Source organism: Acinetobacter sp. YH12140 (assembly GCF_013418475.1).
Classification (GTDB): Bacteria; Pseudomonadota; Gammaproteobacteria; order Pseudomonadales; family Moraxellaceae; genus Acinetobacter; species Acinetobacter amyesii.
Window position 1 is genome coordinate 100,703 of the sequence record NZ_VPBZ01000009.1, and the last position, 12,119, is coordinate 112,821.

The 12,119-nt window shown below is 38.1% G+C and carries 11 protein-coding genes and 3 pseudogenes; 7 read left to right on the forward strand and 7 right to left on the reverse strand.

Features of this window, described 5'->3' with window-relative positions; translation table 11 throughout:
- Positions 1-46: 46 nt before the first annotated feature.
- Together FTU75_RS14185 and FTU75_RS18710 are read left to right on the forward strand one after the other, a co-directional pair.
- Positions 47-380: pseudogene (locus FTU75_RS14185) on the forward strand (class I SAM-dependent methyltransferase); the annotation flags it as partial.
- A complete protein-coding gene (locus tag FTU75_RS18710; RefSeq protein ID WP_373685880.1) occupies positions 322-549 on the forward strand; it encodes a hypothetical protein in 228 nt (75 codons plus the stop codon). The pseudogene FTU75_RS14185 and the gene FTU75_RS18710, both read left to right, overlap by 59 nt.
- On the opposite strand, the gene FTU75_RS14190 is transcribed toward FTU75_RS18710, so the two are convergent.
- From FTU75_RS14190 to FTU75_RS14200, 3 genes are all read right to left on the reverse strand, one after another.
- A complete protein-coding gene (locus FTU75_RS14190) occupies positions 546-1,034 on the reverse strand; it encodes a GNAT family N-acetyltransferase (protein ID WP_180109961.1) in 489 nt (162 codons plus the stop codon). The two genes, FTU75_RS18710 and FTU75_RS14190, sit on opposite strands and share 4 nt — an antisense overlap.
- The gene (locus FTU75_RS14195) at positions 1,024-1,290 is read right to left on the reverse strand and encodes a DUF1778 domain-containing protein (protein ID WP_026094019.1); all 267 of its coding nucleotides are present in this window, start codon (positions 1,288-1,290) and stop codon (positions 1,024-1,026) included. Before FTU75_RS14195 ends, FTU75_RS14190 begins: the two co-directional genes overlap by 11 nt.
- Before the next feature lie 188 nt (positions 1,291-1,478).
- Entirely contained in the window at positions 1,479-2,696 is a 1,218-nt protein-coding gene (locus FTU75_RS14200) for an RNA-guided endonuclease TnpB family protein (protein ID WP_180109962.1), read from the reverse strand.
- Positions 2,697-2,735: 39 nt separating this feature from the next.
- On the opposite strand from FTU75_RS14200, the gene tnpA reads away from it, so the two are divergent.
- Positions 2,736-3,134: an IS200/IS605 family transposase gene (tnpA, locus tag FTU75_RS18715; protein ID WP_152873595.1), complete on the forward strand. Its 399-nt coding sequence runs from the start codon at positions 2,736-2,738 to the stop codon at positions 3,132-3,134.
- A 115-nt stretch (positions 3,135-3,249) separates the two neighbouring features.
- Here tnpA and FTU75_RS14210 read toward each other — a convergent pair whose 3' ends face one another.
- On the reverse strand, positions 3,250-3,999 hold the full coding sequence (locus tag FTU75_RS14210; protein WP_019383650.1) for a metallophosphoesterase: 750 nt from the start codon (positions 3,997-3,999) through the stop codon (positions 3,250-3,252).
- A 581-nt stretch (positions 4,000-4,580) separates the two neighbouring features.
- Here FTU75_RS14210 and FTU75_RS14215 point away from each other — a divergent pair.
- From FTU75_RS14215 to FTU75_RS14230, 4 genes are all read left to right on the forward strand, one after another.
- Positions 4,581-6,215 (forward strand): HNH endonuclease, encoded by a 1,635-nt coding sequence (locus FTU75_RS14215; RefSeq protein WP_180109963.1) that lies wholly within the window; start codon positions 4,581-4,583, stop codon positions 6,213-6,215.
- Positions 6,216-6,294: 79 nt separating this feature from the next.
- Entirely contained in the window at positions 6,295-6,879 is a 585-nt protein-coding gene (locus tag FTU75_RS14220; protein WP_180109964.1) for a class I SAM-dependent methyltransferase, read from the forward strand.
- Positions 6,872-7,879, forward strand: a complete 1,008-nt coding sequence (locus tag FTU75_RS14225; protein ID WP_180109965.1) for an HNH endonuclease domain-containing protein — start codon at positions 6,872-6,874, stop codon at positions 7,877-7,879. Before FTU75_RS14220 ends, FTU75_RS14225 begins: the two co-directional genes overlap by 8 nt.
- A gap of 17 nt (positions 7,880-7,896) precedes the next feature.
- Positions 7,897-8,910: a competence protein CoiA family protein gene (locus FTU75_RS14230; RefSeq protein ID WP_180109966.1), complete on the forward strand. Its 1,014-nt coding sequence runs from the start codon at positions 7,897-7,899 to the stop codon at positions 8,908-8,910.
- Between the two features lie 330 nt (positions 8,911-9,240).
- On the opposite strand, the pseudogene FTU75_RS14235 reads toward FTU75_RS14230, so the two are convergent.
- The 3 genes and pseudogenes from FTU75_RS14235 to FTU75_RS14255 form a co-directional block, all read right to left on the reverse strand.
- Positions 9,241-10,172 (reverse strand): annotated as a pseudogene (locus tag FTU75_RS14235) (IS5 family transposase).
- Between the two features lie 49 nt (positions 10,173-10,221).
- Positions 10,222-11,442 (reverse strand): annotated as a pseudogene (locus tag FTU75_RS18520) (IS3 family transposase); the annotation flags it as partial.
- A gap of 15 nt (positions 11,443-11,457) precedes the next feature.
- Positions 11,458-12,111 (reverse strand): 3-oxoacid CoA-transferase subunit B, encoded by a 654-nt coding sequence (locus FTU75_RS14255; RefSeq protein WP_180037005.1) that lies wholly within the window; start codon positions 12,109-12,111, stop codon positions 11,458-11,460.
- Between the last annotated feature and the right edge of the window lie 8 nt (positions 12,112-12,119).

Here is a 12,119-nt window from a genome sequence, read left to right on the forward strand (position 1 = left end):
GAACTCTGATATCGTATATATACATGGCTGAGATGTATCCAACTGAATGAAAACAATAGATTATTACAATAAACAGGCTGATCAATTTATAAAGTCGACCTTGAATGTGGATATGGAAGCACTATACCAACCTTTTTAGAGCAATTAGCACATGATGCCTACATTTTAGATTTAGGTTGTGGCTCAGGTCGGGATACTTTGGCTTTTAGAAAAAAGGGCTATTACGTAGATGCGATTGACTATTCTGAAGAACTTGTAAAAAAAGCGACTGAACTTACAGGGTTGAAAGTACGTTATCAAAGTTTTTATGACTAGCAGAATATGAAACATATGATGGTATTTGGGCATGTGCCTCTTTACTACATTGTGCTCATAATAGACATCTCTGATGTTTTAAAACGTATTCATGCTGCATTAATGAATAGTTCATCTTCATATCAGCATGTTGAAGAGCAAGATCTTGAAAAATTTGCAGATTATTGGATAGGTCTGTCACCAATTCTCATTCATAGTTTACCAGTTACTTGTATTCCTAGTAGACCACTTTAATTAAAATTAGGCATTTCATTCACTGGATATATTAATGTTAATGGATTTGATGTTAAAGAAATGAAGCCAAAACGCTGATAAAATTCCATCGCTTTTTGATCTTTTGCATGTATTACAACAAAATTTACACCAATAATTTGAGCAACTTTTGAAACTTGTTTGAGAGCATGTGCTAAAAGCACTTTTCCAATTCCTTGCCCTTGAGTCACTTTATCAACGGCAAAGCGACCTACAACAACACAAGGGAGTGGATAACGAGGTAAGCGTTTGGTGAGTACGGTATCTACTAAATCGAATCCAATAGAGGTACTAGATAGACAGTAAAACCCTATCACATTTGAAGCATGATCAACAGCAACATACGTTTTACTTGTCCCTGATTTCTGATGTTGGGACGCATATTGTTTAATGAACTTATTTAAGTCATCTTGCCCACAATTAAATGATTTTCTTTGGTGATGAGTTTGTAAAATCTCAATTCTCATCTAATAAACTCATTAATTTCTTCATTTCATCGTTTGCAGGGCGTGGATTTTCAAGCAAATTCATTAACATATCACGATCAGCATTATTTACTTTCAACTCATGGTTAGATTTAAGTAAGTCTTTTGCTCGTTCAAAGGAGGATTGCAGCATAAAAGAACTTACACTGAGGCCTAATAAATTCGCAGCTTGCTCAATCACATTCTTTGCATCTGCTGTTGAACGAACATTAATTCGTTCAGTTGCTAAATTAGCCATTTCTTCACCAATAAGTACATCATTTTGATGTACAAATTATAACATATCAAGATGTAGCATCAAGACTTGACATACTCCCACCACCAAGCTAAGAGCTATGGTGGGGGAATCTTTGCGACCCATGCAATCTTAGAGATTGCACCTTTCGATACCGCACTGCGCTGACAGTATGGCGGTACAGGAACTCTTTATACAGCACTATGTCCTAGTGCATCAGCTAAAGCGAAATTGCGTATATTCAAGCTTGCATTCAAATCACGATCATGCACTGTTTCACAGTCAGGACATTGCCATTCTCTTATGCTTAGTGGCAATTTTGTCATAGTATAACCACAACATGAACATGCTTTAGAACTTGGAACGAATCTTCCAATTTGTAGCACATTCTTACCGAACCATTTTGCCTTGTATTGCAATATCGTAAGAAATTGACCCCAAGCCACATCCGAAATGGACTTGGCTAGTTTTCGATTTCTTACCATATTTTTTATCCCTAAATCTTCTACAGCATACGTGGTCGCTTGGTTTTCACAGATCAAGTAATGCGTGAGTTTGTGATGTAGGTCTAAGCGTTGCAGGCGCACTTTTTCATGGATGAATGCAACACTTAATTTTTGACGTTGATAATTCTTTGATTCTTTCTTCTTTCGAGCAAATATCTTCTGCTGTATGGATAGTCGGTTTTGAGCCTGTCGCAAGTATTTTGGATTTTCAACCTTATTACCATCGGATTGAATGAGCATGTGATTCAAACCCATATCAATTCCGATGGTTTGATCAGCTTGAATTGTTGTTGATGCAACAAGTTCTAACTCTGACTCGACCAAAATCGAAGCATAATACTTACCTGTCGCTGTTTTGCTAATGGTGACAGTTTTGATTTTCCCATTAAATACCCGACTAAATACAGTTTTTATCCCTTTAATTTTAGGTAGATGAAGTAATCCGTTCTCAAAGCTCACTGTTGCGTGCTGAGGGCATTGATAAGACCGTTGCGGTATTTTCTTGGATTTGAGCCGTGGGTAGCCGACAAGATGACTTAATGGGCGTTTTTCATCAGGATTTGGTTTATATCCTTTGATCTTTCTGAATTCAACCTTGCCTTTCTTTAATCGCTGAAAAAAGTTGTTGTAAGCAGTGTGTAGGTGAAGTAACCCACTAAGAAGTGATTGACTATTCACCTCGTTCAACCATTCGAATTCAGGTTGTTTTTTCATGGCAACTAATTGGTCTTGAATATCCTTTTTTGATAATAATTTTTGAGTTTCAGAATGAGCTTTAGTTTGAAGTGCTAAAGCCCAATTGAAAATAAAGCGAGTGCATCCGAAGTGCTTTTCAAATTGCACTTTCTGCTCAGAAGTAGGATAGATGCGATATTTATACGCTTTCAAAAAAGGTTGTTTCATGGTTATAATTTAGCAAATTAATTGCTTAGTGTAAATGTAATGAAGTCACATTATCACTGTGTTTATAAACTTACATATCATTTAGTGTTGGTAACAAAATATCGCAAGAAATGCCTTTCAAATGAGATGATCAATCGGCTTGAAGAAATTGTAAAAAAGAACTGTGCTGATTGGGAGATTGACTTGATTGAGTTCAATGGTGAAGCTGATCATATTCACTTATTGTTAGATATGCACCCGAACATCATGCCAAGTAAATTCATCAATAATCTAAAAACTGTATCAAGCAGACTGATACGCAAGGAGTTCGGTGAAGAACTAAAACCTTATTATTGGAAACCTGTGCTTTGGACGAGGGCATACTGTCTACTTACAACAGGTGGAGCGACAATTGATGTAATTCGAGAATACATCCAAAACCAAGAGAGACCCGACTGAAAAGGCGTGCTATCCATCTCCATCTAAATCACAGATTATAGATGGAGAATTCCGCACATTTAGTTAAAATCGAGTTATCTGACGCTTTAAAAAAGTTTCAGAAAAATATATCTATTTAAACTTCGATGATCAAATTTTCTCTAAACCCATTTTTACCTTGCTCTGGTGGATAACCCAAAGGATTGATCACTAATCTACATCCATCGACTACAGTATCCACTGATGTATGCGTATGTCCTGCAATCCATAACTTAAAGCCTTTTACATCTAGGTCATTAATAAAATAGGGATTGAGGGCTGATGCAACAGGATGCGTACCCCAATATGGATCAAGACAAGCTAAATGAGGTGGAAAATGCGTAATAACAATCACATGATCTTGCCCTCTAAACTGCAAAATATTTTGATGATATTTTTTAAATAGTTTTATGTAGTCATCGGCGGTTATAGGTCTATTTTCATTGCTAATCATGATTTGATCAAAATCATAAATCGATTGTTCAGCATCTTTTTGGGACTGTAAAAGTACCTCAGGAGATGTAAGTGGTGAATTGGAGCGAAAGTTCGTAAACAGCGTGCCACCTACAAATATTTTATCTTGAATTTTGATATGGTTGTCATCAACTAGTGCATTTTTTGGGTAGTTTTCTTTCAAGAAATTCACGACTGAACTATAGTTAGAGCTGTAGTAATCATGATTACCTAAAACAAAGATAAATTTTTTATTCAGAGATTTACATTTTTCGGCAAACTCAATTGTACCACTTAAGCGATTAGAAAAATCGCCAGCGTGAATAATGACATCAGCTTGCTCTGATATTGAATATTTAGAATTGTGAGTATCAGATAAAATTTGCAGTTTCAATCTACTTCCTTTATTAAATCACGCTGCTTAAATATATAGAGTTTCATTGCGATCAGTTTACAGCAACTAAATATAGTAGAAATTATAAGATACTTATCTGTATTCTTAAGCCTCTAAAAATATAGGTAATTATTTTTGAATCAATTGATTAAATATTGATCATAAAATTTGACCAATTGAATTTATGCACATAAGATAAAGATGTTACAGCAAAATCTGTGACCAGGCGTGGAAACCTGTTACTCAACGAACTAAAGAGTCGCTTTTAGTGGCTCTTTTGTGTCTACATGGCGCTTTTATGGTAAGCCAGGTAGGGCAGTCTTTGACTGGCCGTTTCGTTGAGCGGTATTTCCACACCCTATTTGGTTTGCCTCCATCTCGTGGAAAGGATATTGGCAAACGACAATCTATCAACGAGGTTTAAAATGCGTCTTTATATTATTTCTATCTGTTTTTTCTCTAGCAAAAAGATACTTCTGAGTTAATGAGTTTTTAATTCATTTATCACTGATTTTAATTTTAATTACTTCTAATTTCGTAATCTCACGAGATCTAGAGAAGTATTGCCTAGAGAAAATAAAATGGCTCGTACTAAGCTTTTAACCAATATTATTCAAAGAAAAATGATGCTGCTTGACGAAATGTCACACTCAAATCTGCACAATAATTTTGAAATATCACTTTATGACTTCGCCAACCATGAGATTCTAGAAAAACTATATAAGGCAGACAATCAACGCTCCACAGAGTGTTGGAGCCCTGCTGAAATTCAGAAGTTTATTCTAAAATGTTTGAATGATCGTAATGTCAATTTATGCGTTCGCTATTGGAAAGATGCCACTGGCAATATTTATATTATCGATGGTGGGCACAGGATTTCAATCATTTATGCTTGGATCAAAAGATACTTTATTGATGAGCAAGTAGCAGGAGCCCCAAAATTCACGGCACCACAAAAACGAGATATTCGTCAGATTCGTAATCGATTAGGTGGATTAGCTGATTTTCAAGAGTTATGTAGCGATTCTGAGTATCAGCAAAAATTAAAATCAACCAAAATTAATTTTATTAAAGTCATTGGGACACCTGAGGAAGCTCGAAAAGCCTTTTGTTCAATCAATTCGGATACGAAACGATTAGATCCAGATGAAGAATCTCATTTACAAAATAGGGGAAGTGATGCTTTTTATGTGATTTATGCGTGTTGTTATATAAACGATAATAAATCCAACTTGGCTGAACTGAATTACGAGCGGATAAATGAAGTGATTACTTTGGGTGAGCAAATTCATGATCATCTTTTTAAGATAATACTTTTAGAGCCAGATTTAACACACGGTAAAAAAATCGGCTTGGTCAATGAACTCCTGAATATCATGTTTGGTGATACTTGTCAGAATACTGTGAGTATAGACCAAGGTCAGCGTGTAGAAAATTTAATGCTAAAACTTAGAGTTGTGCTGTGTCGTATCGCTACACCACCAATTAGTATTCGGATTCCAAGTTTGGGTCTACACCCAAAACTATATTTTTATAAAGATAATCGTTTTCAAGTGACATCCTTTTTGGCCTGGTTCTCTATCGTCTGTGAAATTGAAAAAGACTGTTTTGAAATACAGAATAAAAAGATAGATTTTATTGGATTTACTCGAGCACGCCGTGGTGTTGAAAGTTTAATTGAAAAAATTCCTGTGGCGATCAAAGAAACTGTAGGTAAGTTTGGTAGCGGGATCAGATCACATGAGCGATTGAAGAACGTGTATCAAGCCTTTATCTGTATTGGACTCAATATGAATTTAGATTTTGAAGATGAAGTTTGTTTGAACACGGTCATTCTTTCGATGAGTCAATCATTTGATTATATTAATTTTAATGATTTTTACCTTGACCGTTTTGGTGGTGATTATGATGAGAGCATTGTGGATGATGTTGTGAGCTTTGTGAAATCAGTAAGACTAACAAAGAAGAAAAAACCTCTAAATTTTTCACTCGCGACCAAAAGAAATCTTTATCAACGTGAGGAAAGGAAAATATGGAGCTATTGCGAAGTATGTGATAGCGCTTTATACCTTGAGTCAACTGAAGTAGATCATCGAGAATCGAAAGCAGAAGGTGGTTACGGTGTTTTAGAAAATGGAGCAATTATTCACCCGATATGTAATCGCTTTAAGTCAGATCGTGCTTTGGAAGAAGTAAGAGCAGATTTATTTGACTAAAAAGATAAGGGAGCAAATGCTCCCTTATTTTTTTGTTTTTTAGTAGACTGGGGGTCAGTGTTTAGCCTAAGCAACCAATATGAAAACAATAGACTATTACAACCAATACGCAGATCAATTTTTACAAGCCACGTTGTATGTGGATATGGAAAGCCTATACCAACCATTTTTAGCTGAGTTACCAGATTCAGCACGCATCCTGGATTTAGGCTGTGGCTCAGGGCGTGACACTTTGGCTTTTAAAAATAAAGGCTATCAGGTAGAAGCGATTGACTATTCAGAAGAGCTGGTCAAAAAGGCAACGATACTGTCGGGTGTTAAAGTGAAACTCCAAAGCTTCTATGATTTAAGTGGGGTTGCTATCTATGATGGAATTTGGGCATGTGCATCTTTGTTGCATTGTGAGCGCAGTCGATTAGTTGAGGTTATTGGAAAATTAATCTCTGTTTTAAAGCCAGGCGGTGTGCTGTATATGTCATTTAAGTATGGCAATAGTGATCGAGAAAAAGAGGGGCGTCAATTTACGGATTTAGATGAGGCTCAAGCAAATGATTTACTTGAGCAGTTTGATAATGTTCAACAGATACAGCAATGGATCACGGTAGATCAGCGACCTGATCGACAAGAAAAATGGCTTAATCTTCTTTGGAAAAAACATGCCTGACTTTATTCCTACTGCGCTGGAACAGCTTAAGTTCCTTAAAAATATTCAGCTGATTTTACAGTCAGGTAGTTTTAGTAGCACTTATAAATTTGCATTGCTAATTAGCCTAAGCCGATTGGCAATTGAAAAAGGTGAAGACTTAGGCGAGAGCTTAGCTCTTGAATATACCGATATTGCTGAAAAATTTATTGAGTTGTATTGGAAGCAGGCTGTGCCATATACCTTTAATGATGAAGGGCAACTCATCTTAAATCAAAATAATGGTAAACAAGCTGCCATTGTGAATCGCATTATACAGCTTCGGCAAAGCTACTCTTCTCTGGGGTTATTAAGACGAGATTCATTGGTGTGGTTGAAGCTAGTTAAAGATGTCGCTCGCACTGTAAAAGACATGCCAGTCCGCTACTTGCAAAACATCAATGGTCAAAATTTTGAGTTTTTATATCAGCTTGATCGGTGTGGAAAGCAGCTCATCCTTTTGCCTCAAGTCATGTTTTGCTTACGACAGTTCAGTGAAATCATCGAAGAGCTTTGCCAGAAACGTTGGATTGACTATATCCGTAAGAACAGCAGCAATGCACCTATTTTGAATCAGTTGCCGAATCTTGAACAATTCATGTTTGAGCCGAGTCGGAACCAATTAAATGCTGTGGCTAATGTGTTGGTCGAGCTACAGAACTGTAAATGCTTCTACTGCAATAAAACGATGCGCAATGGCAATTACGCCGTTGATCATTTCATTCCATGGTCTATGTATCCATCAGATACAGGGCACAACTTTGTACTTGCTGATTCAAGTTGTAATTCTAAGAAAAGTAATTTACTGGCATCAGATGAGTTTTTGCATAAGTGGCTAGAGCGTAATGAAGAACAGGATTTGATTATTGTGGATCGGATATCAGTGCTCGGTTTTTTGACGGATAAAGAGCGGTCGCATAAGGTGGCTGAGTGGGCTTATGCACAAGGAAAAGAAAATAATTATTTGATGTGGACGGGTTAAATTTATAAGGAAGTGAAATGGCACGGTATCAATATGCAAAAAATGAACATGGTGAAATTGTCAAAGCAGTTGATTTAGTCGGACAAGAAGAAAAATCTGAATACATTTGCCTTGGCTGTGACAATCCTTTAATTGCAAAGGTAAATGGAAAAATCAAGAAACCGCATTTTGCCCATAAGACGGTACTCGACTGTAATGGTGAAACGTATTTACACCGTTTGGGAAAGCGTGCTTTTTTTGATACTTATCAAAGATGTTTAACTGAAAACGAACCATTTTATATTACGTTCAACGTGCCCAAGAAATGTCATAAATTTAAAAGATCCATCCGAAAACATTGTGATCTTGGATATGTGGTGAAACGTTTTGATCTCACAAGTTACTTTTCAAAAATACAAGTTGAAAAAAGGCACGATCATTTTATTCCCGATCTATTGTTAACTCGTCAGAATAATGTCGAAGATTGTATTTATATTGAAATTGCTGTGACGCATTTTTTGAGTGAAAAAAAGGAAAACTCAGGCAAGCGAATTATTGAAATACCATTGGACTGTGAAGAGAATGTCGAAAAAATTTATCAGGCAGACTTAAAGCAAAGTGATGCTCTTTTTATTGGGTTCAATCAGGAAAGTGCTCCAATTGTAGATGCTGATTGCAAGTGTATGCATAAGCGGTATTTCTTATTTCTAGTTTGGGATTCAGGTAAGGCTTGGCTGGGTTTGGAATATTTAGCAGATATAAAAGCTAAATTATCGAAGTATCAAGATAAAATTGAATATAGCAATATTATTGAAACTGATTTGGAATTTGAAAACTCAAATGTACTCATGGGCTATGCACATGGAGATATGTTTATCTCGCAGTTAAAACTTGTAGTTGAAAAGAAAATACCTGTGAAGAGTTGTTTTCTGTGTAAATACAGTGGTGATAATTACAACTATACAGAAGGGTTACCTATTTATTGTAAAGCCAAAAAGAAAGCGTGTAATTCAAATCAGGCTGCGGAATGTGATTGGTACCGATTAGCATAAAATATTTTCTTGATTACTTTTTATACTGATTTGAATCGTTTACGGCAAAATTAAAAAAATACTTCTTCCATAATGCCTCGATCAGCTCGATATGAAGCTGAATCTACATGAACTAAGGAGAACATAATGAGTAAAGCAGGCTGGCCAAGTACAACAGGGAATCCTTCTGGCGGTGGTCGCGATAACAATCCACCACGTAAGTAAGGAGTAAAACAGATGCACTTAAGATTACAGGTTTCAGGGCCAAAAGGCGTCAGTCTTTTTTCTCCTGAAACGGCTTTGTTGCACAAAGATTTGAAATGCAAAGCGCCCCCTAATTTTGAGCCAAATTTAAGGCGTAACTTGGGTAAGTGGTCGACCTAATTCCGTAAATCTGTTAAGGACTGCTACACGTGCATGGATCTCATTAACTTGGCTATCAAAACTCCTTGCACTGAGTTTATCTCCTAATAATTTGATGCAATGCATCTTAGTTTCAACCAAACTTCGCCGATGATAGCCTGACCATTTTTTCCATAGTGTCCTGCCTAAACGTTTAATTGTTAGAAGTAATTCATTTCGCTCAAGGGAGCTACTCTTTGTATCTTTCCATGGTTTCGCTTTTTTCTAGGTGGAATCACCGCATGCCCTTGCCGATCTGCAATGACCTGGCGGCATTGCTTGGTGTCATAAGCGCCATCAGTATAAACAGAGTCAATCCGCTCATCTTGTGGAATCTGATTAAGTAAATCACCAAGCACCTGTGAATCACTGACATTATTGGTTGTAAGCTGAACTGCTCGTATTTGTAGGGTTTTAGCATCTATACCAATATGAAGTTTACGCCATTGGCGACGATATTCAGGTCCATGTTTCTTGCGTTTCCATTCGCCCTCACCTAGAAACTTCATGCCTGTAGAGTCTATGAGTAGATGCAGCCCATCGCTACTTTTTTGGTAGCTGATTACAATATCAATATGCTTTTGTCTTCTACAAAGCGTGGTGTAATCTGGAGCTATCCAATTTAATCCGCAAAGTTTAATCAGACTTTGCACAAAGCCAGTAACCATACGTAAAGACAGACGAAATAAGGATTTAATCATTAAGCAGCATTGGATGGCTGCGTCGGAGTAGGTTTGATTTCGCCCTTGTTTGCCTTTTGATGGAGCATACCATTGCGTAGCAGGATCAAACCAAATGGCAATATTTCCGCGACTCATGAGTGCTCGGTTATATGCGGGCCAATTGGTTGTGCGGTAGATTTTGTGTGTAGGTTTCTTCATTTGAAAATTATATTGCTGAAGAAGCCCTCAAGAACAGCTTTGTGCAACAAAGCCGCTGAAAGAAGCTTTCTGCAACAGCATTGTCATGGCAATTGCCTCTACGACTCATACTACTTTCAAGATTATGATGCCTGAGAAATGTCTGCCATTCATGGCTGGTATATTGGCTACCTTAGAAGCATTGCTTCGCAAGAGAATGGATTAGGACTTTGTTCTTTGGATTCCTTCGCCACAAAGCCATCAGTAGTGCATCTAAAACTAGATCTGTTGTGATTCTAGATTTCATTGACCAGCCAACAACAATACGTGAAAACAAGTCAATCACAACTGCCAGATATAACCATCCTTCATGAGTACGGATATCTTGCGAAGCAGTACTTCTCATGTCCGTCACCCATAATTGGTTCGGCTCAGTTGGATTAAACTGTCGATTTAAGCTGTTTGCGGCAATGACAGCCGGAGTACCAGCGTAAGCTCTAGGCTTACGATAACCACGCTGTGATTTAAGACCATCTGCTTTCATCAGCCGATGTACTCGATTAATCCCACAACTTTCGCCAACATCTTTCAAATCACAGTGAATCTTGCGATAGCCGTAAACTCCACCAGATTCCAGCCAGAATTGTTTAATCAATCCTGAAAGCTGTTGCCGTTTCTTGGCAGTTTTACTGGTGGGTTGCTTTAACCATGCGTAATAACCACTGTGATGAACATTTAACGTTGAACATAAACGACGAACAGGCCATATGTGCTGATTGTCCTGAATAAAGGTGTACCTCATTTGGATTGGCTTGCGAAGTACACCGTGGCCTTTTTTAATATGCCCCTTTCTTCAGTAACCCGTTGTAGTTCTTTTTTTAACTTTGCTAATTCTGCGCTTGGATCATTAGATTCTATTATCTTGGGCTGCTGTGGATCATAACGTTTAATTCAGGCATACAGACTATGGGTGAGTGGTTCCTAAACGTGTAGCAATGGCTACCGCATCGAGTGATGAACCGCATAGACGGTTAATCGTAGTTGCCGGTACCTGATAAGGCACACCTGCCAGCAGGGCTGACATACGACCCACGTTGCGGTTATCTTCACCGGCCTGGTTGGCACAGCCATAGATGACGTCATCTACTTTTTTCCAGTTGATACTTGGGTTGCGTTCCATTAAGGCTTTAATCGGGATCGCGCCAAGATCATCAGTACGAACAGGCGCCAGTCCACCCGCATAACGGCCAAAAGGGGTGCGGATAGCATCGATGATATATGCGTTTTTCATATGATCTTTCTTCCCTTAACTTTGTGTCGCATCAATCAGCTTCGCACCTGTCATAGACTGTAATTCTTCAAATGAGAGGCCCTCGACTTTTTCAATGACTTTCATGCCATCAGCAGTGACATCAATCACACATAGGTCGGTATAGATCCGATCGACACATTTCAAACCAGTTGCAGGATATGAAAGCTCAGCCACAATCTTGGGTTCACCTTTTTTGGTCACATGGTCTGTTGTAATGAATACTTTTTTAGCACCTACAGCTAAGTCCATGGCCCCACCAACAGCAGGAATTGCATCCGGTGCACCGGTATGCCAGTTGGCCAGGTCACCATTTGCAGCGACCTGGAAAGCCCCCAAGACTGCGATATCTAAGTGACCACCACGCATCATCGCAAAAGAATCCCCGTGATGGAAAAAAGCACCGCCTTCAAGCATGGTGACGAATTCTTTACCAGCATTGATCAGTTCAGGATCACGGTCTTCTTGAGCAGGGGGTGGACCGAAAGCGAGTAAGCCATTTTCAGAATGCAGGAAGACATCTTTGTCTGAAGGCAGATAACTTGAAATTTTGGTTGGTAAGCCAATGCCTAAATTGACATAAGCCCCATCTGGAATGTCCTGGGCAACACGTTCAGCGATCTGGTCACGGGTTAGTTTGGTATAGCTCATCTTTTATC